Annotated in this window: 17 protein-coding genes; 9 read left to right on the forward strand and 8 right to left on the reverse strand. The window is 57.9% G+C overall.

The features are described from left to right. Nucleotides 1-6 precede the first annotated feature (6 nt). From F3J41_RS08145 to F3J41_RS08165, 5 genes are all read right to left on the reverse strand, one after another. Nucleotides 7-1,317, reverse strand: a complete 1,311-nt coding sequence (locus F3J41_RS08145) for an MFS transporter (RefSeq protein WP_021508813.1) — start codon at nt 1,315-1,317, stop codon at nt 7-9. Nucleotides 1,318-1,425: 108 nt separating this feature from the next. Further along, nucleotides 1,426-2,064 carry an isochorismatase family protein gene (locus F3J41_RS08150; protein WP_021508812.1) on the reverse strand — a complete coding sequence of 213 codons (639 nt, stop codon included), beginning with the start codon at nt 2,062-2,064 and terminating at the stop codon, nt 1,426-1,428. Between the two features lie 9 nt (nt 2,065-2,073). Further along, a complete protein-coding gene (locus tag F3J41_RS08155) occupies nt 2,074-2,775 on the reverse strand; it encodes an Asp/Glu racemase (RefSeq protein WP_199188990.1) in 702 nt (233 codons plus the stop codon). A 47-nt stretch (nt 2,776-2,822) separates the two neighbouring features. Then, nucleotides 2,823-3,644, reverse strand: coding sequence for an alpha/beta fold hydrolase (locus F3J41_RS08160; RefSeq protein ID WP_021508810.1), 822 nt, complete (start codon nt 3,642-3,644; stop codon nt 2,823-2,825). After that, nucleotides 3,641-4,789: an FAD-dependent monooxygenase gene (locus F3J41_RS08165; protein WP_058780991.1), complete on the reverse strand. Its 1,149-nt coding sequence runs from the start codon at nt 4,787-4,789 to the stop codon at nt 3,641-3,643. Before F3J41_RS08165 ends, F3J41_RS08160 begins: the two co-directional genes overlap by 4 nt. A 322-nt stretch (nt 4,790-5,111) precedes the next feature. On the opposite strand from F3J41_RS08165, the gene F3J41_RS08170 reads away from it, so the two are divergent. From F3J41_RS08170 to F3J41_RS08185, 4 genes are all read left to right on the forward strand, one after another. Then, entirely contained in the window at nt 5,112-6,164 is a 1,053-nt protein-coding gene (locus F3J41_RS08170) for a 2,5-dihydroxypyridine 5,6-dioxygenase (RefSeq protein WP_136546994.1), read from the forward strand. A 78-nt stretch (nt 6,165-6,242) separates the two neighbouring features. Then, a complete protein-coding gene (locus F3J41_RS08175) occupies nt 6,243-6,704 on the forward strand; it encodes a MarR family winged helix-turn-helix transcriptional regulator (protein WP_166710598.1) in 462 nt (153 codons plus the stop codon). A gap of 43 nt (nt 6,705-6,747) precedes the next feature. Further along, nucleotides 6,748-7,275: a (2Fe-2S)-binding protein gene (locus F3J41_RS08180; RefSeq protein WP_371815457.1), complete on the forward strand. Its 528-nt coding sequence runs from the start codon at nt 6,748-6,750 to the stop codon at nt 7,273-7,275. Then, nucleotides 7,272-10,838, forward strand: coding sequence for a molybdopterin cofactor-binding domain-containing protein (locus F3J41_RS08185; protein ID WP_166710603.1), 3,567 nt, complete (start codon nt 7,272-7,274; stop codon nt 10,836-10,838). Before F3J41_RS08180 ends, F3J41_RS08185 begins: the two co-directional genes overlap by 4 nt. Before the next feature lie 21 nt (nt 10,839-10,859). On the opposite strand, the gene F3J41_RS08190 is transcribed toward F3J41_RS08185, so the two are convergent. Further along, complete coding sequence (locus F3J41_RS08190; protein ID WP_166710605.1) at nt 10,860-11,444, reverse strand: NTP transferase domain-containing protein; 585 nt, start codon at nt 11,442-11,444, stop codon at nt 10,860-10,862. A gap of 52 nt (nt 11,445-11,496) precedes the next feature. Then, nucleotides 11,497-12,873, reverse strand: coding sequence for an aldehyde dehydrogenase family protein (locus tag F3J41_RS08195; protein ID WP_166710607.1), 1,377 nt, complete (start codon nt 12,871-12,873; stop codon nt 11,497-11,499). Nucleotides 12,874-13,353: 480 nt separating this feature from the next. On the opposite strand from F3J41_RS08195, the gene F3J41_RS08200 reads away from it, so the two are divergent. The 3 genes from F3J41_RS08200 to F3J41_RS08210 all read left to right on the forward strand — a co-directional run bounded on the left by F3J41_RS08200 (nt 13,354) and on the right by F3J41_RS08210 (nt 18,305). Then, complete coding sequence (locus F3J41_RS08200) at nt 13,354-14,283, forward strand: RepB family plasmid replication initiator protein (protein WP_021508802.1); 930 nt, start codon at nt 13,354-13,356, stop codon at nt 14,281-14,283. 1,843 nt (nt 14,284-16,126) lie between these two features. After that, nucleotides 16,127-17,326: an AAA family ATPase gene (locus tag F3J41_RS08205; RefSeq protein ID WP_166710609.1), complete on the forward strand. Its 1,200-nt coding sequence runs from the start codon at nt 16,127-16,129 to the stop codon at nt 17,324-17,326. A 7-nt stretch (nt 17,327-17,333) separates the two neighbouring features. Then, a complete protein-coding gene (locus tag F3J41_RS08210; protein WP_166710611.1) occupies nt 17,334-18,305 on the forward strand; it encodes a ParB family protein in 972 nt (323 codons plus the stop codon). Nucleotides 18,306-18,797: 492 nt separating this feature from the next. On the opposite strand, the gene F3J41_RS08215 is transcribed toward F3J41_RS08210, so the two are convergent. Continuing rightward, nucleotides 18,798-20,729, reverse strand: coding sequence for a sigma-54-dependent Fis family transcriptional regulator (locus F3J41_RS08215; RefSeq protein WP_166710613.1), 1,932 nt, complete (start codon nt 20,727-20,729; stop codon nt 18,798-18,800). A gap of 271 nt (nt 20,730-21,000) precedes the next feature. Here F3J41_RS08215 and ssuD point away from each other — a divergent pair, with 271 nt between their 5' ends. Both ssuD and F3J41_RS08225 read left to right on the forward strand, forming a co-directional pair. Further along, entirely contained in the window at nt 21,001-22,176 is a 1,176-nt protein-coding gene (ssuD, locus tag F3J41_RS08220) for an FMNH2-dependent alkanesulfonate monooxygenase (protein ID WP_166710615.1), read from the forward strand. A 14-nt stretch (nt 22,177-22,190) separates the two neighbouring features. Continuing rightward, the gene (locus tag F3J41_RS08225; RefSeq protein ID WP_166710617.1) at nt 22,191-23,597 is read left to right on the forward strand and encodes an FAD/NAD(P)-binding protein; all 1,407 of its coding nucleotides are present in this window, start codon (nt 22,191-22,193) and stop codon (nt 23,595-23,597) included. The last annotated feature ends 37 nt before the right edge of the window (nt 23,598-23,634 follow it).

The raw sequence follows: 23,634 nt of genomic DNA on the forward strand, positions 1-23,634 counted from the left end.
TATTCGCTACCGGTTCACCAGCTTCGCTGGCAGCGCGACCACCAACAGCGAGCTGAGCAGCAGACACACGGCGAAGAACCACAGCGCGCCGTTGCTGCTGCCGGTGAGGTCCAGCGCCACACCCATCACCGAATTACTCACCAGTCCGGCGATATTGGCGATCGAACAGGCCAGAGCAAAACCCGCTGCCGCTGCCGTGCCTTTCAGGAACGTAGCGGGCAGACTGAAAAACACCGGCACCGCCCCGATAATCATCGCCTGTGCAATTGAGAACAGCAGCACGGTCATCGCCACGTTATGAGCAAAGAAGGTGCTGGTGCCCATCGCTGCCGCGCCAATAATAAACGGAACAATAATATGCCAGCGGCGTTCACGCAGGCGGTCTGAGCTGGCACCAATCGCTAGCATACCAATCAACGCCGCCAGGCTGGGGATCGCCGTCAGATAGCCAATGGTGGTGATATCGGTGGTGCCGGCATTCTTGATAAAGGTCGGCATCCAGAAACCCATGGCGTAAGCGCTGAGCAGAATCGAGAAATCGATGCCGCCGAGCATCACCACGCGAATATTCAGCAGACCATCGCGCAGGCTGTGTTTCAGCCCTTTGGCGTCACCTTCGTCGCGCGCCAGTTCGCGCAGCACCGCCTGCTTCTCACTGCTGCTGAGCCAGCTGGCGCTCTCGACGCTGTTCGGCAGCAGCCAGAACGTCAGCACACCCAGTAATACGCTGGGCAGACCTTCCAGCAGAAACAGCCACTGCCAGCCGCGCATGCCGTAAACCTCATGAAAATGCCCCATGATCCAGCCGGAAAGCGGTCCGCCAATCAGGCTGGAGAGCGGCAGGCCAATCATAAACAGCGCAATGATGCGGCTGCGGCGCCACGAGGGAAACCATTTGGTGAGATAGAACAGCACGCCAGGCAGAAAACCGGCTTCGGCCGCGCCGAGGAAAAAGCGGATGATGTAGAACTGGGTCGGCGTTTGCACCAGCAGCGTGGCGGTCGAGAGCAAACCCCAGGTAATCATAATGCGCGCGATCCAGATCTTTGCGCCGACCCGCTGCAGGATCAGGTTGCTCGGCACTTCAAACAGGATATAGCCGACAAAAAACAGCCCGGCACCCAGACCAAACGCGGTCTCGCTCAGCGCCAGATCGCTCGCCATCTGTAGTTTGGCCAGGCCGATATTGATGCGATCTAGGTAGGCCGCGAGATAACACAGGCAGAGAAACGGAATCAGCTTCCAGGTGATTTTGCGATAAATCGAAGCGGTGTCTTCGGCTGCCAGCGCAGCAGGACGGGTTGAAACGTCAGTCATGGTGTTCTCCGGGCGCAATAACCCCGTCGTCGGGGAGATGTTGTTATGCGTCTCAGCCGCAGCCGAAACGGACTGTTTGTGCGCACTCCGTGCAGGTGAAACGCGCCCTTAACGGGCGCTGAACTTCCCGAGATACTCCAGCGCCGCGGCTTTACTTACCACGTCGCCATATTTACTGTCGATATCAAACAAATTGGCCTGATGCGGCGCATCATGGCGATCGCCCACGCATTCGCGCACCACCATGGCGCGAAAACCGTATTGCAACGCATCCACTGCGCTGGCACGGATGCAGCCGCTGGTGGAGCAGCCGGCGATCAGCAGCGTATCGATGCCCTGCGCCACCAGCATCGATGCCAGAGACGTGCCAAAAAACGCGCTGGCATACTGTTTTGTGATCACCACTTCTGCGGCAAGCGGCTGCACCGCCGGACAAAACGCGGCGAGCGGATTGCCCTCCACCATGTCACGCATTACCGGAGCTTTCTGCACCCAGATCCCGCCGTCCTGCTGATGCTGCGGATGGTAGCGAATCTGCGTATGGATCACCGGAATCGCGCACTGGCGCGCCGCCGCCAGCAGGCCCTGTGCGGCGGCCACCGCCTCTACCACGCCCGGGGCAAACAGCGCGGCGCCCGGGGTGGTGTAACCCTGCAGAAAGTCGATCATCAGCAGCGCCGGACGCTGACCAAAACCGATGCGGTTGCCCCAGACACCGGCGTAGTTATCACTGACACTCTGGCTCATGGTTTCTCCTTACCACGCACCGGACAGCAGTGCGCCCGCGCCCGGTACCACCGGCTCCAGCTCCAGCGCCTTCAGCAGAGCATACGTGGTGGCAATGGCGGCCGTAATTACCGGCTTGCCGGTCTGCGCCTCCACTTTTGCCACCGCCGGCAGCGATGGCATCTGCACGCAGGCCGACAGCACCACCACATCAACATCCGTCAGCGTCATGTCCGCCACGATGCCGGGTAAATTGGCCGGGTCGTGGCGGGCGACGGCGAGGTTATCGGCAATTTCCAGTGCGCGCCACTGCTTTACCTCAATCCCTTCGCGCTGGATGTAATCCACCACCAGCTCGGTCAGCGGCTTCATGTAGGGGGCCACCAGCGCGATCTTCTTCGCGCCCATAATATGCAGCGCATCGACCAGCGCGCCGGCACTGGTGATCACCGGTGCCAGCGCCTCGTTGTCACGCGTGACCTGCGTCAGACGCTGCTGAGACTGGCGATGATAGCCCGGGCCCATCGCCATGATCGCTACCAGACAGGCATAGCCAAGCACGTCAACGCGCGCGTCGGACAGCTCCAGCGCACAGCGGTCGGACTCTTTATCCATCGCCGCCAGCTCATCTTTATTGACATGTTTCATGCGCATACGGCTGGAGTGGAAGGTAAACCGCTCCGGGCGAATCAGCTGGCGCGCCTGCAGCATGGCGGGAATTTCGGTTTCCATGGTGATGTTGGAACTCGGCACAATCTGGCCGATACGATACGAACGCGTCATGGCTGCGTCTCCGGAGTCAGTGAGGGGCCAAGGAAGGTGCCAAAGGCATTGAAGAAACCGTGAAAATCATCCCACGGGATCATGTGACCAGCGCCGGCTACCCGGCTGATCTCAATGGTCGGGAGCAGCTCGCGGATTTCGGCTTCATCTTCCGCCTGAATGACGCCGCCCTTGCCTGCCACCATCAGCAGGGTTTTTGCCGGCAGCTGAGGGAAATATTGATGGATATCGAGCTGGTGAAAATCGTCATAGGCGCGACGGATGGCCGGCGTATAGCAGGTATGCAGCCACTCGGCGCGCAGCTGACGCTGGTCATCGCTCCAGGCCGGGCAGTATTGCTTCATGGCTTCAGCATCCATGCCGCGCTGCGCGTCGCGAATGGAATCTTCATACCACGGCCACTGACCCGGATAGAGACGCCGGCCCGGTCCGGAAACCGGCGGATCGATCAGCGACAACGACAGCACGCCGGCCGGCTGTTTCACCGCCGCACGCATGATGAAGCGCGCGCCCATCGAATGGCCAACCAGGTGATAGCGCGTCAGCCCCAGCGCATCCGCGAAGGCGTTGATGTCATCGGCGCAGCTCTCCATGCCGTAATCCAGCCCTTCACCGCTGCTGGAGAGCCCGCGACCGCGCACGTCCAGTACCCAGGTATCAAAATGCTGCGCAAAAACTTCCGCCACAAAACCCCAGGTGATCGCCGGGCTGGTGATACCCGGTACGAGGATCAGCGCGGGCCCGCTGCCGCCGTAGCGCAGATAGTGCTGGCGAATGCCGTTGGCCTGTACCTGACCGCCGTGCATAAAACGGCTCATGAGGTCACCTCGCTTTTCAGCGGCGCGGCAAACACGTCGTAGCCGTAAACCCAGGCCGGATCTTCCTGGGTACGCAGGAAAGTATTGGCGTTAGAGACGGCCTGCACGCGCGACGCGCGTTCTTTGCGGTTGGCTTCATACAGGCGGAACGCGGTGCGATAATCATCAAGACCGGTCTCCGTCAGGCAGCGCGACAGCATGGCGGCATCTTCGATGGCCATCGCAGCGCCCTGCGCCATGTGCGGTTTCATCGGATGGCAGGCATCACCCAGCAGCACAATGCGCCCTTCGCTCCATACCGGCAATGGCTGACGGTTGAGCAGCGGCCATTTGGTGACCGATTCGCTGCACTCGATCAGCGCCTGTACCACCGGATGGTAGTGACCAAAGGTTTCCAGCATCTCCTGCTGACTACTTTCAACGAAGCTGCCTTTGATATCCCACGCCGGGTGCGGCACCCCGGAGACGTAATAATATTCGTCGCGCGCTTTGGTGGTGTAATAAACCATCAGATGACGATCTTCAGACCACCACTTGACGCAATCTTCAAAGCTAAGGTTGTATTTGCGCAGTTGTTCGCCACGGATTAGCGCACGGTGCGCCACCCAGCCGCTGTAAGTGGGCGCTTCCACCCCCAGCAGATGCTCACGCAGTTTTGAGTTGATGCCATCCGCGCCAATCACGATATCCGCGCGCGCTTCGCTGCCGTCCTGAAAACGCAGCACCACATCGCTGCCGCTGTCCTCGACGCTGCTCAGGCACTTGCCGAACTGGACACTGCCCGGCTGCAGACTGGTCATCTGCATGGCCTGCAAATCGCCCCGGTGCACCGTGACATAAGCCGCACCGTACTCTTTGCGCGCATAAGCGCCCAGCGGAATACGTGACAAATACTCCCCGGTCTCGCCGTCGCGGCTGAACCAGAAATCGGGGTGCGAAGCCAGATCCTCCAGCTGCTGTTCGATGCCCATGCGGCGAAACACCTTGAGCACGTTCGGCCCCATGTGGATGCCGGCACCCAGACGGGAGAAAGCCGGGCTTTGTTCATAAACCGTGACATGAAATCCCGCTTTCTGTAACAGCGAGCCGGCGGCAAGCCCGCCCAGCCCGGCGCCGATCACCGCGATGCGTTTCATATTGCTCATATTTTCCTCTCACACTGACGCTGATTTGAAGGTATGCACGCGGATAAACGATCAAACCCGACGCTGAATTTATAGTGCATACACTTTAATTATTGAGGTTATGACACTGTTAAAAGCAACCGTATTTACAGTGAAAACTCGATAACATGATGTTAATCACAGCCTGATGATAAGGTTAAATAGGCTTTTCTTATGTCAAAAAGAAATGCTTGCACTGTTCTTCGCAACACGTCTATAACAAACACATAAAGCGTATTCGCTATAAATAGCTGAAGTTTTGCGCAGCAAATTGTCTGACATCTAACCCTGAGAGGAAACCGCTATGGCAGTAAATCAGAGCCAGTTAGGCCAGATGTTCGAGCAGGTTTTACGGCTGTCGAAAGTCGACGCCAGCCAGAGTGTCGCCATCCTGAAAAGTCACTATTCCGATGCACGCACCGTGCAGGCCGCCACTGATGCTGCACTACGATTGGGCGCGAAGGTGTACTGCATTGAGCTGCCGGCCTTCAATCACCCGACGGCAATGGGTAACGACATGACCGCCTACTGCGGTGATACCGCGCTTACCGGCAACATTGCCGCACAGCGCGCGCTGGAAGCGGCGGACCTGATCGTCGATACCATGATGCTGCTGCATTCGCCGGAGCAGGAGCAAATCCTGAAAACCGGGACGCGAATTTTGCTGGCGGTTGAGCCGCCGGAAGTATTGGCACGAATGTTGCCCACTGAAGAGGACAAGTCGCGCGTGCTGGCCGCGGCGGCAGTGCTGGAAAAAGCGCGCATGATGACGGTGAAGTCGCCGGCCGGCAGTGATTTTCGCGCCCCGCTCGGCCAGTACCCCACGGTAACGGAATATGGCTACGCGGATGAGCCGGGCCGCTGGGATCACTGGCCGAGTGGCTTCCTGTTTACCTGGCCGAATGAAGATCAGGCTGAAGGCGTGCTGGTGCTGGACGTCGGCGACATCCTGCTGCCGTTTAAATCTTACGCGCGTGAACGCATCACGCTGGAGATCGAGAAAGGTTTTGTCACCCGCATTCACGGTGGCTTTGAAGCCGAGTATCTGCGCGATTACATGCGCTACTTCAACGATCCGGAAGTGTACGGTATTTCCCACATCGGCTGGGGGCTGCAGCCGCGCGCGCAGTGGACAGCGATGGGATTACACGACAAAAACGACGGCATGTGTATGGACGCGCGCGCCTTTTACGGCAACTTCCTGTTTTCGACCGGACCGAACACCGAAGTGGGCGGTAAGCGCAAAACGCCGTGCCATATGGACATTGCTCTGCGCCGCTGCGACATCAAAGTGGACGATTTGCTGGTGGTGGCGGAAGGTGAAGTGGTGGCACCGGAGGCCTCACGCGCGCGTTAATCGTGCGCAGGGAACGGCTGTCAGCGCAGTGACAATGCATTACACTGCCTGACAGTTTCCGGGAAAAAGGATAAAGGCATGTCGCACCAGCAGGATCCGCGCGCAGACCAGCGCTATGACTATACCGAGCAGGTTGGCCATCTGTTGCGCAAGGTGTATCAACGCCATGCGGCGATTTTTCAGCAACACGTCGGTGATTCACAGATAACCGCCGTGCAATTTATTACCCTCTGTGCGCTGCGCGATCGCGGTCCGAGCGCACAGAACGATTTAGTGCGTTATACCGCCGTCGATCAGGCCACCATTCGCGGTGTGGTTGAGCGTCTTAAGGCGCGCGATCTGGTCAGTCTGGGTCCCGATCCCACCGACAAACGCAAAGTGATTGTCATGCTGACCGATGCAGGCCTCCGCCTGATTGACAGCACGACTGACAACGCGATGCGCATCACCGAAATGACTTACGGGCAGCTGAATCCGGCCGAACGGGTCGCGCTGATTTATCTGCTGAAGAAAATGCTGGACGATACGAGCCAGCCCTAACCCGGGGCGCTTAGCCGCCTCGCTAAGGCGGTTAATAATGAAAATGCTGGCACATCAGACTGCCACACCTGTTTCACCTGCATCCACGTGCCATTACGCCCTTGAGGTGAACGGCGCGACTCACTCCATCAGCAGCTATCGCGATACCTCGCTGCTGCTGGTGCTGCGTAATCAACTCCAGCTTAACGGACCCAAATATGGCTGCGGCCTGGGCGAATGCGGCGCCTGCACCGTGCTGATCGATGGCGTTGCCGCGCGCGCCTGCGTCATCCCGGCGTATGGCGTGCGTCAGCGCGCTATCACCACGCTGGAAGGGCTGGGCAACCGCGAAGCACTGCACCCGGTGCAGCAGGCGTTTATCGAGGCGCAGGCCGCACAATGCGGTTACTGCCTTAACGGCATGATCATGACCACCGCCGCGCTGCTGCGCGCTCAGCCCTGCCCTAATGACCGGCAGATACGTGCGGCGCTGAGCGGTAATCTGTGCCGCTGTGGCACCCATCAGGAGATCCTGTGCGCGGTGAAGCGCGCCATCACCTTATGCCTGCAGCAGGCGGAGGCGGCATCATGAGTGCGGCTAACGTCCCCACGCAGCAGCAGTTGCTGGCAGCCAGCGACATCCTGTTGATTGTCGATGAGATTCAGCCACCGCCAGGGCTGGTACCCAAAGGCCAGACGCCGACGCTGAAAGCCAAAGAGCGCGCACTGTTTCTGGCTATTGACGGTTCCGGCAGCGTCTGGGCCTTCAATGGCCATGTCGATCTCGGTACCGGGGTGAAAACCGCGCTGACGCAAATCGTCGCCGAAGAGCTCAGTCTGCGCATGGATCAGGTACAAATGGTGCTGGGCGATACGCTGCGCGTGCCCAACCAGGGTGCCACCATCGCCAGCGCCACGTTGCAAATTTCTGCCGTACCACTACGTAAAGCGGCTGCAACGGCGCGCCAGTGGCTGCTACAGCAGGCCGCCGCGCGCTGGCAGCTGCCGGTGGAGAGCATCACGCTGGACAGCGGTTTCCTGCAGCACCCCGGCGGTAAGCAATTGTCATTTGCCGAACTGGTGCAGCAGCAGCGCAGCATCGTGCCGATTGATCATCAGGTAACACTCAAGCCCGCCAGTGAATATCGCTTAGTTGGTACCAGCTCGGCGCGGGTAGATATTCCCGCCAAAGCCACCGGCGAACTGACGTGGGTGCATGACCTGCGCGTGCCCGGTATGCTGCACGGCCGGGTCATTCGTCCACCGTATGCGGGCTATGACACCGGCAGCTTTGTCGGCACCTCATTGCTCAGCATTGACGAAAGTTCGATCGCGCATCTCGAAGGCATCGTGAAAGTGGTGCAGATCGCGGATTTTGTCGGCGTGGTGGCCGAGCGCGAGGAGCAGGCCATCGCCGCGATGGACGCATTACAGGTGCGCTGGAAGCCGTGGGAACACAGCCTGCCAGACCTGCGCGATATCGAACAGGCTATTCGTGATAATCCCCGCACTTCGCGCGTGGTGCATGACAGCGGTGAAGTGGATGCCGCGCTGGCGAATGTCGCGCAGCGTTTTACCCGCAGCTATGTCTGGCCCTATCAGCTGCATGCGTCGATTGGCCCTTCCTGCGCGGTGGCCGACTATCAGCCCGATTCGCTGCAGGTGTGGAGCGGCACGCAGAACCCGCACCTGCTGCGCGCCGATCTGGCATGGCTGCTGGAGAGGCCGGAAGAGACGATTGAAGTGAACCGCATGGAAGCTGCCGGTTGCTACGGTCGCAACTGCGCCGATGACGTGGCCGCCGATGCGGCGCTACTGTCACGCGCAGTAGGCCAGCCTGTGCGGGTACAGCTGACGCGCGCCCAGGAACACGTCTGGGAGCCGAAAGGCACTGCACAGCTGATGGAGGTGGATGGCGGGCTGGACGCGCAGGGCAATCCTCAGGTGTATGATTTCACTACATCTTATCCGTCCAACGGCGCACCCACCCTTGCGCTGCTGCTGACCGGCCGCGTCGATCCGGTGGCGCTGGCGTATGAAATGGGCGATCGCACCTCCATTCCACCTTACGATTTTCCCCATCTGCGCGTCACCATTGAGGACATGGCGCCGATTGTGCGCGCCTCGTGGATGCGCGGCGTTTCAGCCCTGCCCAACACCTTTGCCCATGAATCCTATATGGATGAGCTGGCCCACGCGGCAGGCGTCGATCCGGTGGAGTACCGGCTGCGCTACATTCAGGACGATCGCGCCGCCGAGCTAATGCGCGCCACCGCTGCGCGCGCAGACTGGACGCCGCGCACCGCCATTCAGCAGACCGCAAGCGAACCCGGCATTTTGCGCGGACGCGGTTTTGCCTACGCACGCTACATTCACAGCAAATTTCCCGGCTTCGGTGCCGCCTGGGCTGCCTGGGTCGCGGATGTCGCGATTGATAAGCAGAGCGGCGAGATCGCCGTTACGCGCATCACCGTGGGCCATGATGCCGGCATGATGATCAACCCGGAAGGGGTAAAGCATCAGATTCACGGCAATGTCATTCAGTCCACCAGCCGGGTGCTCAAAGAACAGGTGACGATTGAAAGCAACCTGATCGCCAGCCAGGAATGGGGCAGCTACCCGATCCTGACGTTTCCGGAAGTGCCGGATATCGACGTGATGATGGTGCCGCGCCCGCACGAACCGCCGCTGGGCGCGGGGGAATCCGCGTCGGTGCCCAGCGCCGCGGCCATCGCTAACGCGGTGTTTGATGCCACCGGTATCCGTTTTCGCGAATTGCCCATTACCGCTGACAAACTGCGTCAGGCGCAGAACGGCCCCGATCCGCAGCCGGAGCCACAGCTGGCCGCACCGGTCAGCACCGCCCGCCGCCGCAGCCGAAAATGGGCGCTGGGTGGCGTAACAGGATTGCTCGGTCTCGCCGCTGGCGTGGCGATTAACGCGCTGCCGTGGCGCGCACCGATTGCGCCCGTGACACCCCCGGCCGCCGGAAGCTGGTCGGCAGAGATGCTGGAACGTGGCCGTCAGGTGGCCGCCGCCGGTGACTGCGCGGTATGCCATACCACGGAAGGCGGCGCGACCAATGCTGGCGGCCTGAAGATGGAGACACCGTTTGGCACGCTGTACACCACCAACATCACGCCGGATAAGCAGACCGGCATCGGCAGCTGGTCATTTAACGCCTTCGATCGCGCCATGCGCCAGGGCATCAGCCGCGACGGCCATCATCTCTATCCGGCGTTTCCCTACACCAGCTTTCGCCAGCTGAGCGAAGGCGATATGCAGGCGCTGTACGCCTGGCTGATGTCGCAGCCGGCGGTACAGCAGGCACCAGCAGAAAACCAGATGCGCTTTCCCTATAACCTGCGCTTCCTGATGGCGGGCTGGAACGCGCTCTACCTCGGGCGCGGCGAATACCAGCCTGCCCCCCGCAAAAGCGCCGAATGGAATCGCGGTGCCTATCTGGTGAACGGGGCCGGACACTGCGGTGCCTGCCACTCGCCCCGTAATTTGCTGGGCGCGGAAAAAAGCGGGGATAATTTCCTCGCCGGTGGCTGGGTCGACGGCTGGGAAGCGCCCGCGCTCAATCAGCTGAATAAAGCCCCGCAGCCGTGGACCGCGCAGTCGCTGTATAACTATCTGCGCAGTGGTTACGATGCGCAGCACGGCGTTGCCGCCGGACCGATGGCACCGGTGGTAAGCCATCTCGCCACCCTGCCGGAAGCCGACGTGCGCGCCATGGCCAGCTATCTGGCGGATATCAACGGTCAGGCAGCGCGCCCTGTCGCTGTGCCGGCGGCAAAACCGGCATGGAACACTGCCGCGGGGGAACGGCTGTTTAAAGGCGCCTGTCAGGCCTGCCATAGCGCCAGCGAGGGCGGACCGCAGTTGTTTGGCGTCAGCCCATCGATGGCCAACAGCAGCAGCATAACCAGCGCGACGCCGGATAATCTGTTACAGGTGGTGCTGCACGGTATCGACAAACCGGCAACCGATGCGCTCGGTTATATGCCCGGCTTTGCCGCCAGTTTGTCGGATAAGCAGGTTGCGGATATTGCTGCCTGGCTGCGCCAGCGCTACGCACCTGACCAACCGGCGTGGCAGAATCTGAGCGAAAAAGTGGCGCAGGTGCGCGCTAATCCCGGCAGCCACTGACCCATTCAGGCGCGCTGCAGGTCAGCGGCTTGCATCGGATCGCGGCAGATCCGCGTCGCGGATCGTGCCCTGATGGGCCGGCAGAGTGATGAGAATAGCCGGGTCAAGCAGCGCGCGGGCACCGCTGTCGCCCTGCAGTTGAGCGAGCGCCGCGCCATAGTGCGCGGCAAAACCCACCGGGTGGCCCGGCTGGTTTTGCCAGCTGAGCCGCACCTGTCGCGCGCCCTGGCGCAGCGCCTGTGCCACACGCTGATGATCCTCCGCCCTCACCCATGCCATATCGCCCGGCAGTATCAGCCAGCCATGCCAGTGCGCGGTGGCCCGCACGCCAGCGGCAATGCTTTCACCGCTGCCGGCGCTGGCAATAGAGCAGCTCGCCACACCGCACTGCTGTGCCAGCTGCTGAAGGGGATGATCGTCCGGTCGGTGCACAAGCAGAAGCGGCAAACCGCTGCGCTGCGCCTGCTGCAGCGTCAGCTTCAGCAGCGGCTGAGGCACGCCATTATCATCAGGATACGGTGCCAGCAGTTTGTGCCCGGTACCGCCGGCCTGACGAAAACGGCTGCCAAGACCGGCAGCAAGGATGAGAATGCCTGGCGTCTGCATAAAAGATGGCTTCCGGAAATCGGGGCGCACAGTATCGCGCGCCCCGGTGTGGTTAGCGACGGTTTTTCCACACCGTCTGGATGTTACAGAACTCGTGAACACCGAAGCTGGAGAGTTCGCGGCCATAGCCGCTTTTCTTCACGCCACCGATAGCGACGCGCGGATCCGAGGCACCGTTGCCGTTGATAAACACCGCGCCGGTTTCCAGTTGCTCCGCCAGTTGCTGGGCCAGCGCTTCATTACCGCTCCACACGGTGGCGCTCAAGCCAAACTCGCTGTCATTTGCCAGCTGCAGCGCATGTTGCGCATCGCGAGCCACGCTGATCGCCGCAACCGGTCCAAAGATCTCCTGGCGAAAGGCCGTCATCGCTGGCGTGATGTCCGCGAGGATGGTCGGCGCATAATAGTTGCCAACTCCGTCGATCTTGTAGCCGCCCAGTACCAGACGAGCACCCTGCTGCAGTGTTTCCTGCACCTGATGATCCAGTTCATCGCGCAGGTCGTAGCGTGCCATTGGACCGATATAGGTCTCTTCCAGCAATGGATCGCCGACTTTCAGCGCCTGCACGGCTGCGCTGAAACGCGCCTCAAACGCGTCTGCGATGCTTTCTTCAATGATGAAGCGCTTGGCCGCCATACACACCTGTCCGCTGTTCTGGTAGCGTCCTGCGACCGCTGAGGCCACAGCTGCATCCAGATCGGCATCGGCCAGCACGATAAAAGGATCGGCGCCGCCCAGTTCCAGCACGGTTTTTTTCAATACCGCACCGGCCTGTGCCGCGATTGCGCCACCTGCGCGCACGCTGCCGGTAACCGCGATGGCCGCAACGCGTGGATCGTTGATAGCGGCAGAAACACCGTCGTTATCCACGTTGATCACGTTAAATGCGCGGCGCGGCAGATCGGTTGCGGCAAATAGCTCTTCCATCAGGTAAGCGCAGCCCATGACGCTCGGAGCGTGCTTCAGCAGGTAGGTGTTGCCAGCCAGCAGCATGCTGACCGCGCCGCGCAGCACCTGCCAGTAAGGAAAATTCCATGGCATCACCGCCAGGATCACACCGAGTGGACGGAAGGATTGCCATGCCTGCTGGTTTTCCACCAGCGTGGGCTGATCCGCCAGCATCGCCGGTCCGTGTTCAGCGTACCAGTCACACAGGCTGGCGCATTTCAGGACTTCGGCGCGCGCCTGGGCAATCGGCTTACCCATTTCCAGCGTAGCGAGCGTGGCCAGTTGATCCTGACGCTGGCGCAGCTGTTCACCCAGCTGACGCAGCACCTTTACGCGCTGTGCCATCTCTGTGTTACGCCACTGCGCAAAGGCGCTGGCGCTCTGCTGTAAAGCTGTTTCCAGTTCAGCGGCATTTTGCAGTGGATACGTACCAATGATTTCGCCGCTGGTGGGATTACGTGAAATAACGTGCTCAGTCATAAGATGCCTTCGTCAGATAATCGGGTTGATCAGATTGGGATCTACCTTACGCCAGCTATCAGGTGATGAAAAATGAATAGATGAGAGCAAGTTGTTCACCTGGAATGAATTGAGGGAGTGAACTGGCCTGAAGATTTTCAGTTTCTAGCGTCACATGAGGATTCGTCGACGTAAGCGAATTTTCTGCAGGTTACGCTTATCAGCGTGAGTCGTCTCAACGGGTTATTCACTTATACAGTGATTAGATCTTAAAGAAAGATCATAAAGAGATCTAAAAGAGATCCTAAGAGATCCCCGATCGCGGCAGGCCGCACCAGACAAGGGCTGAGAAGGTGATCGTGTTCACTATAATCAGTAAAGTGTCCACTATAGTCAGTACTTTATTCACTATAGACAGTAGAATGTTCACTATAAACAGTGTTAATGTTCACTGTAATCAGATACCGATCCTTTTCATCCACAGAATGAAGATCTCAGGCTATGGCAGATAAAGAGAGTGAAAACAAGGCGTTACTTGAACCTTTTCTGTCGGTGACAAAAAACAGCGGTGAAGTTATTCAGCTTCATCCCAATAAAAATAACACCGTACAACCGGTCGCGTTGATGCGCCTGGGTCTGTTTGTTCCTACCCTGAAGTCGACGGCTCGCGGCAAATCCGGCGCCATGGCTTCAACTGATGCCACCAAAGAACTCAAGAACCTGTCGCTGGTGAAAGCGGAAGGCTATGAAAAGATTACCATCACCGGCGCACGGCTGGATATGGATAATGATTTCAAAACCTGGGCCGGCATCATTCAGTCTTTCTCGCGTTATCCATCGAAGGGCGACACCGTCACGCTGCCGTTTATCGACTTCGTTAAGATGTGCGGTATTCCTTCAGCCAACTCGTCCGCAGCACTGCGTAAGCGTCTTGACGCCTCGCTGCGACGCATCGCGACCAATACCCTGTCGTTTGAGGGGAATGGTAAGGCCTACCACACGCACCTGGTACAGTCGGCTTACTACGATCGTGAGAAAGATCTGGTGCGTATTCAGGCCGATCCTAAGCTGTTTGAGCTGTATAACTTCGACCACAAGGTGCTGCTGCAGCTGCGTGCTATCTCGCGCCTCAAGCGTAAGGAGTCGGCGCAGGCGCTGTATACCTACCTGGAAAGCCTGCCCACTAATCCGGCGCCTATCTCCCTGGCGCGCTTACGCATGCGTCTTAATCTCGGCTCAAAAACCACCACGCAAAACCATGTGGTGCGGCGCGCCATGGAGCAACTGAAAGAGATCGGCTACCTCGACTATTCCGAAGTGAAACGCGGCCGTTCGGTGTTTTTCATCATCCACAGTCGCACGCCGAAACTCGATGGAATCAGCAATCTCGAAAGTATCGATTCGCTGGAAGACCTCGATTTTGAAGACTGATTTCCCCCATTCACTGTAATCAGTAAGCCCTCCGCCCGCCGTGTCACTGAGCTGCAAAAGTGACACGGCAGCATTCTCCCCCGTTCACTGTAATCAGCACAGCCGCTGTTGTTCACTGTAATCGGTAACGTTCACTGCAATCAGTAAAGGCTGACGCTCTCGCTTTGCGCCCTGTATCGCTACGCTACCCGTTTTCGCAGTATATGCCGCCTGTAACGATAGTGGGTACTTACCAGGTGGGTATAAATCGTCTTTAAATCCCCGCCAGAGCCGCGGCTGGCTGTTTACAGTGAATGTTCTGTCTGCCAGGTGGTCTTGCTGACTATAGTGAATATCAGATGGCCTAACAGAGCTGATTATAGTGAACGCTGTTACCTAAGTTCATGATTAATAATATTAATAATAGTTAAACGGGTAAGTGCCCACTGTAATCAGTAATTATGCTGTGAAAACAACCAGTAAAAGTGACAGGGTTGGTCACGCCCACTGATTACAGTGAATGCCGGCCATGATTTACTGATTGTAGTGAACGCCGGCGGCCCTGTTCTTTGGCTGCGCTTACACCAATGCAACTGCTGATTACAGTGAACATCAAGAGTGCTTCTCCGCCTGCAGTGCAAAGGATGACGGAGTGATCTTTGGATGACGAATGCTGACTACAGTGAACACCATAGGTCATGAAGCGCAGCCGGTGGGTGCTGATTACAGTGAACGAGCCTGTGATGATCCGGCTTTACCAGATGGTATAGAGCGGTATCGGTTACTGATTGCAGTGAATGTTTTAATCCATCGCCCTTCCCTGCCCTGAACCTTCGATTATGATTACCCGCGCAGAAGCGAATCGCGTCTTTGCTGATTACAGTGAATGCTTTGCCGGGCAGCTCAATCACTGTGCAACCAGGTCGTTTTTAGTACTGATTACAGTGAATGTTGCTCAGTGAACAGCCGGATGTTGTTATTACCATTACCTGACAGCGATCACATTACTGATTACAGTAAACATTGACGAAAAGGGGGACGTGGTTTACTGACTACAGTGAATGGCAGGTGTGACGAGGTGCAGGCTTACTGATTACAGTGAATCTTATGCGGGCTGCTGACCGTTGGCTGGCAGGCGTTTACCGCGTTGCGGCCACTCATGACCACTGATACCACTGCTGCTATACGCATTGCTTTGTAGTGCCATACCGCAAACTATAGCAATGCTCTGCGCTAACGGTTTGTCCGACAGAACGGATGGCTGCAAAGCCCTAATCCGCCACGGCGACGTTAAGCTACGCAACGTTAACCAGGAGAACGACTACTGACTACAGTGAACGTTAGTCGTGTTGCGCTGCAAAACTCATGCGTTTACTGACTACAGTGAATCTTTCAACCGCTCCTTCCCTTCCCTGCCCTGCTCTGACGCGTTGTCTGGCTGACCCATAGGTTTACTGATTACAGTGAATCCTTGTTCAACGCTGCTGATTACAGTGAATGTTACGCTGAATACAGTGAACAGTGATCATTAACAACGTCGAATTGCTGATTACAGTGAACACCAGCAGCGCGACCTGAGGATTACTATGCGCAAACTGTGAGCGCAACCTTTCCATTTACCTGCAGGACACGACCACTGATTACAGTGAATGTCGCGCTTTCGCAGACGTAACGCCGATCACATTTTCACCAGTTGATTATCAATCAGACAATGCGACTTACTGAATGCAGTGAATCTCTGCATTAAGCCCCTCACGCAAAAGGCCTTTTTGTAACGCGAGCTGATGATGAACAGATGAGATAGATTTGCCTCATGTGCAGGATTTCGGTATAAAGTCATAAATCCTACATGTGTGGAGCAAGTATGGCTAACGATGAGAAGCAAGTTCTGAAAGTCGCTCAACGCTCAGAAAGAATGCTGATGAGCCTGACGGAGCAGATTCAGGCGCAAAAAGAAGAGTTGCACGAGAATACTTTTTACCAGGTTTATGCCAAAGCGGCGTTAGCCAAGTTGCCCAAGCTAACGCGCGCCAGTGTCGATTACGCGGTTAACGAGATGGAAGAAAACGGCTATCCGTTTGATAAGCGTGCGGCCGGCAGTTCCACCAAGTACGCGATGTCGATCCAAAATATTATCGACATCTACCATCATCGCGGCGTCCCGAAATACCGCGATCGCCATACTGAAGCGTTTACGCTTTTTGTCGGTAACCTGAAAGGCGGCGTGTCTAAAACCGTTTCAACAGTATCGCTGGCGCACGCGCTGCGCGCGCATCCGCACCTGCTGTTCGAAGATTTACGCATCCTGGTTATCGATCTCGATCCGCAGTCTTCGGCCACCATGTTCCTGAATCATGAACGTTCGGTCGGTTTGGTTGAAGCCACCGCAGCTCAGGCGATGCTGCAAAACGTCAGCCGCGAAGAGCTGAAAAGCGAATTTATTGTGCCGTCGATTATTCCTGGCGTTGACGTACTGCCCGCCTCAATCGATGACGCTTTCATTGCTTCACGCTGGGAAGAGCTGTGTGCAGAGCATCTGCCGCAGCAAAACGTGCATGCGGTGCTGTATGAAAACGTGGTGGCTAAGCTGAAAAAAGATTACGACTTCATCTTTATTGACAGCGGCCCACATCTGGATGCCTTCCTGAAAAACGCCATTGCCGCTTCCGATTTGCTGATGACGCCGGTGCCGCCGGCACAGGTTGATTTCCACTCCACGCTGAAGTATCTGACGCGCCTGCCCGAGCTTATCGACATCATCGAAGAGTCGGGAGCCACCTGCCGGTTGCAGGGCAACATTGGCTTTATGTCCAAGCTGTCCAATAAAGCGGACCACAAGATGTGCCACAGCCTGGCGAAAGAGATATTTGGCGGCGATATGCTGGATGCGGCGCTACCTCGGCTGGATGGCTTTGAACGCTGCGGTGAATCGTTCGATACGGTTATCTCCGCTAACCCATCTACCTATGTCGGCAGCAGCGAAGCCCTGAAAAACGCGCGTTCGGCGGCAGAAGACTTTGCCAAAGCCGTCTTTGATCGTATTGAATTTATCCGCCTGAACTGAGGTTATTATGAGCGCAAAAAGAATCACTATTGGCCGCACCTTCAGCCAGAGCCCGTTACAAAATGAACCCAGCGAGGATGGCCACTCCCAGACGTTTATCCTTTCCACCGGTAAACGCGCCCTGTTCACCCTGGAACACATCACGGCTAAAGAGATAGAAGAACGTACGTACGTAGTGATGGAAACCAACGGCCGTGACCAGTCCGGTCTCACGCCAGAGTCACTGCGCGATATCATCCGTACCATTAAACTGCAGCAGTTCTTCCCGGCCATCGGCGTGAAGCGTGGCGATCGGATTGAAATCCTCGATGGTTCGCGTCGTCGGGCGGGCGCGCTGCACTGTAAAACCGGGCTGGATGTGCTGGTTACCGACGTTGCCATCTCTGCCGAAGAAGCCCGTCGTCTGGCGCAGGATATCCAGACCGCGCGTGAGCATAATCTGCGTGAAGTCGGCATGCGTTTGCTGTCACTGAAAGACAGCGGCCTGTCGCAAAAAGAGATTGCGCAGAGTGAAGGGCTGTCACAGGCAAAAGTGACCCGCGCGCTGCAGGCTGCCAGTGTGCCGCTGGAGCTGGTCACCCTGTTCCCCAACCATTCAGAGTTGACCTATCCTGACTATAAAACGCTGTTGCAGGCCTACGAAAAACTGCAGGAAACCGGTCAGACGGTAGACGCTCTGATTGAAACCATCGGTATGGATGTGGACAGCGTCTGTGCGCGTGAAGGCCTGGCAGAAGATGAAGTCAAGAATGGCATCCTGCGGCTGGTCCGTAACGGCAGCCAGACGTTGGTGCAGGCGCCGGCTAAAGATAAAGTGGTGGCGACACCGCTGTGGACCTTCGCGGATAAAGACCGTTACGCCCGCAAAAAAACGCGCGGACGCATGTTTAGCTACGAGTTTAACCGTCAGTCCAGAGAGTTACAGGAAGAGCTGGATCGCGTTATCACCGAGACGCTGAATAAGTATCTCAATCAGTAATAGCGCTTCACCTCTGATGATAAGCAATCTGTAGCAGCACAATCCCGTACATCCTGTACCGTGCCGCTACAGATTGTTACCTCACCCACCTGATTTCCCCCTTCGCCAGCGTGATTTCAGCGCTAAGTGCATGAAATCAAATCAACCTTAGCCGGAATTTCAGGCTGAAATCGCCAGCTCAGCAATGCAATACGGTGAAACCGCGCCATCGCCGTTTGAAGCTTTGATGATGGCAAGCTTTGCTGGATGCGAAAGCAACAGTGAAACGAGCAGGGAGAATCCTTAACGAGATTTGCCGGAATCAGGCGACGTTCGCCATGGCGATTTCACCTCTAACTGTTTGAAAAAAGAGTTTTTATCTGCAGGATTTCAGGCTGAAATCGCCCGAATTTCACAGTAAATCCTCATGCTGCTGTGAGAAAAAACGGGATTTAGCCAGACGATATTCAATGTGTTATCCACAGAAAACGTGGATAACTTTTACTGTAGCCGCTATGCCATAAGCACCGTCTGGCTGGGCGACTGCCACACGGCATCGCGCACGCGCACCGGTTTATGAATCAAACCGAGCGCATAAAAGCGGTCAGCGATAGTTTGTTGTTCTTTGATGACGTGGAAAACCATGGCCCGGGTCTGGTGGCTGCGACGGGATAAAGCGCGTTCCACGGCTGCGAACTCCAGCCCCAGTTCCTGCGCCAGCATAGTGGCGGCTTCATGGCGATGATTATCGATAAAGGTCCCGGTTTGCTGCAGGCTCGTTACCAGCTGCTGCACGATATCGTCATGCTGCTGCACATAATCATGGCGCGCCAGATAAAACTGGTGGTTGCGCACCCGGCCTTCGCCCTTCTCCAGTACGCGCAAATCGGCGTTACTTTCTGCGGCACTCAGCAGCGGATCCCACATCATCCAGGCATCGACGGCCAGATAATCGCTGGCTGTGAGCGGATATTTCGGCGGCGTGTACACCACTTTAATTTCATCCAGACCGATGCCGGCTTCTTCCAGCAGCTGCAACAGCAGCCAGTGAACATTCGATCCTTTATTGACCGAGATACGCTTACCCCGCAAATCTGCCAGGCTGTGGATAGTACTGTCGCGTGGCACCACAATACCGACGCTGCCCGGTGCCGGTGGCTCCCAGGCGATATAAGTCACAGCGTTACCGCTGGCCTGAGCGAAGATAGGTGGCACTTCACCGGTGGTGCCAAAATCAATCTCATTATTCTGCAGCGCATACAACAGTTGCGGACCGGCAGGGAATTCACTCCACACCACGCTGATACCCTGCTGGTTGAAGCACTGTTCCAGCGTCTGGCGCGCTTTCAACACGCCAAGATTGCCAAATTTCTGAAAGCCGATGCGCAACTCGCGTTCAGGGCGCGCGGCCCCGCTGGCGTGCGCGAAGGTCATGACGGCAGACTTACGCCGCCCTTTAATAATGCCCATCTGTGCAAGATGCGTGCGCAGCGTGTGTCGGCTAATGCCCAGCAGCGTGGCGGCCTGCGTCTGATTGTTGTTCGCTATTTCCAGTGCGTTACTGATCAGACTCTGAATCACCCGATCAAACAGCTGTTGCGGTTCGTGTGTAATCTGCTGGCGCAGAAAACTATCCAGCGTCGAATCGTCTGTTTCGCTGTATCCACGTTCACTGTAACCTGCCAGCCGCAGCTGCGTCGGTGTCAATGTCTCATCGCGACTGAGCAGCACCGCATTGTGCAGCGTATTCTCCAGCTCACGAATATTGCCGGGCCAGCTGTAGTCGCGCAGCGCTTCCAGCGCGTCAGAAGAAAGGCGACGCGCCGGACGGCCAAGTCGGCGTGCGTAAAGGGAGAGGAAATGCTGGGCCAGCAGCGGGATGTCCTCGCGACGCTGGCGCAGCGGTGGCAGGGGAACAACGGCGATATTCAGGCGATAAAACAGATCTTCACGAAAACGCCGTTCGCGAATTGCCTGGGCCAGATCGACATGGGTTGCGGCGATAACCCGCACGTCTATTTTGATGGCCTTGCGTGAACCGACGCGCGTAATTTCACGCTCCTGAAGGACGCGCAGCAGTTTAACCTGCAGCGGCAGGCTCAGTTCACCGATCTCATCCAGCAGCAGCGTGCCGCCCTGCGCCGCTTCAAACCAGCCAGGGTGCGCCTGAGTCGCGCCGGTGAAGGCACCTTTCTCATGTCCAAACAATTCAGCTTCTGCCAGGCTTTCTGTCAGGGCGCCGCAGTTGACGGCCAGAAACGGGGCATGCCGGCGTGGACTGTGGTGATGCAGATACCGCGCGACCACCTCTTTGCCGGTGCCGGTTTCGCCCACAATCAGCACCGTGGCGTCGGTGGGGGCGAATTTATCCAGCAGCGACTGGAAAGCCAGCGATGCCGGGTCGACCAGGCGAGGTGAATCCGGTTGATTGTAAGGTGTCAGCATGAGATGGCTCCTGTAAAGGTCTGCCATCACGCTAAACCCGGCAAGTGGCAATGAACAGCAGGAAAAAAGCATAAGCAGTTGCATATGCAGCAAATGCTGTTGGCGTTGCGTTGCAATTGCAACAGATATTACGCGCTCTGATGACCTAACTGACTGAAAATGCACAATCTCTGTTTCGATAAAACCTGGCATGCTTTTCGCTTACGCCTATATAACCAAATAGAAAGTAATGAATGAACGTTTTCTCATAAAGTTATATAGGATAAGCATAATGGCCGATTCTGCGCACGAGAGCATAAATGTCTTCTGGTTCCTGCCGACGCACGGCGATGGCCGTTACCTGGGTACCACAGAAGGCGGACGCCCGGTTGATTTAGCCTATTTACAGCAGGTCGCGCTGGCCGCCGACAATCTGGGCTTTTACGGCGTCCTCATTCCGACAGGGAAAAGCTGTGAGGATTCCTGGCTGGTGGCTTCCGCGCTGGCACCCATGACGCGCCGGCTGCGCTATCTGGTCGCCGTCCGTCCGGGATTGCAGCCACCCACGCTGGCAGCGCGCATGGCCACCACGCTGGATCGTCTGTCGGAAGGCCGTCTGCTGATTAACGTGGTCACCGGCGGCGATCCGGTGGAGAACAAAGGCGACGGCATCTTCCTCAACCACAGTGAACGTTATGAAGTGACTCGCGAGTTTCTGGATGTGTATAGCCAGCTGATGCGCGGCGAAAAAGTGGATTATCAGGGCGAGCATATTCAGGTTGAAGGCGCTGAGGTGCTGTTTCCACCGGTGCAGGAAAACGGTCCACCGCTCTACTTTGGTGGCTCATCGGAGGCAGCGATCGACGTGGCGGCGCAGCAGATTGACACCTATCTCACCTGGGGCGAGCCACCGGCGCAGGTAGCAGAAAAACTGGCGGTCGTGCGTGAGCGCGCTGAGTCACGCGGCCGGAAACTCGAATACGGTATCCGCCTGCATGTGATTGTGCGTGAAACCGAAGAAGAAGCCCGAGCGGCGGCGGATAAACTGATTGCCCATCTGGATGACGACACTATCGCTCAGGCGCAGAAGATTTTTGCCCGCATGGATTCCGCCGGTCAGGCGCGCATGAGTGCGCTGCACAACGGTTCGCGCGATAATCTCTACATTGCGCCGAATCTGTGGGCAGGCGTCGGACTGGTGCGCGGCGGTGCCGGCACGGCACTGGTGGGCAGCCCGCAGCAGGTCGCTGAACGCATCCGGGAATACCAGGCGCTCGGCGTGACTAACTTCATTCTATCGGGCTATCCGCATCTGGAAGAGGCACATCGCGTGGCTGAATTGCTGCTGCCGCTGTTACCGCTGGCTCACGGTCAGCAGCAGCGCGCCCGTACCATTAACACTGGCCCGTTTGGTGAAACCATCGGCGGCGATAAGCGCCCATCGGCGAAACAGACGAGCGCCAGCTGATGCAGGAGAAGGCGATGGCAACAGCGCACATCATTATTGTCGGCGGGGGCTTCAGCGGCACAGCGATGGCGATTCACCTCGCCCGCACGTCGCTCGCGCCGCTACTGATTACAGTGGTCGAACCGCGCGCCAGCCTCGGCGCCGGTGTTGCCTATTCCACGCCGGAACCGGCACACCGCATCAACGTGCCGGCTGCGCGTATGCAGCTCAGCGGAGAAGAGCAGGGCGCCTTTGATCGCTGGTATCGTCAGCAACCGGAATGTTCACTGGATTCAGCAGCACACTGCGCCGATGGCGCGGTGTATCCGCAGCGCGCGCTGTTTGGCCGCTATCTGGCGCGGCAGTTTGATACCGCCGCTGAGGCGCATCCGCATGTCACTCTGCGTCACGTTCAGGCGCGTGCGCTGGCATGGGAAGGGCAACAACTGCTGTTGAGTAACGGTGAAACCCTGACTGGCGACATCCTGGCGCTGGCGATCAGCCATCCACCGCCGTCGCTGCCACGTATGCTACAGCCGTTTGCCGACCATCCGGCGCTGATTGCCAACCCGTGGCAGCCAGGCGTGCTGGATAGCGTTGAGCCTGACGCATCAGTGGCGATTGTCGGCACCGGCCTGAGCATGGCTGACGTGGTGGCTTCGCTGGCGACGCGTGACCATCAGGGGCCGCTGCTGGCGTTCTCACGGCGCGGACAACTGTCACGCGCCAATCTCAGCGGCGAATGGCCGGAGTGGACACTGGGCGCGCAATCTCAGCCCAGCGCGCGCCGCTGGCTGCGGCATATTCGTGATGAAGTCGCTCGCGCTGCCGCGCAGCAGCTGCCGTGGCAGCGTGTGCTTGATGAGGTGCGTGTGCAGGGACAAGCCATCTGGCAGTCACTCCCGCTGCCTGAACAGCGACGCTTTGCGCGTCATCTGCGTTCATGGTGGGATGTGCATCGCTATCGCATTGCCCCACAGGTCGCCGCCGTCATCGCCCGGCGACAGCAGCAGGGTAGCTTGCAGGTACTGGCCGCTCGCCTCGTGGCGATTCACGCTCATCCGCAGCAGCTGGAAATCACCCTGCGTCAGCGCGATGGCACCCGGCAAAACCATGTGCTGGATAAACTGATTGTCACGACCGGACCGGGACATGAAGCGCTGACGACCAGCCAGCCGCTGCTGCAATCGCTCAGCGAGCAGGGCCTGATCCGCGCCGATGCGCTCGGCTTCGGCATTGATGTGGATCACCACTCGCGCACCCTCAACCGGTACGGCCAGCCCAACGCACGTCTGTTTGTCGTGGGCCCGGCGGCGCGCGCCCGCTTTGGTGAGCTGATGGGGTTGCCGCAGGTAGCCGATCACGCGGCCGCCGTAGCGGATGAAATTCTTAGGGTATTGCCTGTCGCTCACGCTGAGCGATGTCCCCCTTCCGCCTCCTGAACACTCAACATCCTGAAAATTAACTGACGAACGCCGG

The organism is Pantoea sp. Ap-870 (genome assembly GCF_011752515.1).
Classification (GTDB): Bacteria; Pseudomonadota; Gammaproteobacteria; order Enterobacterales; family Enterobacteriaceae; genus Pantoea; species Pantoea dispersa.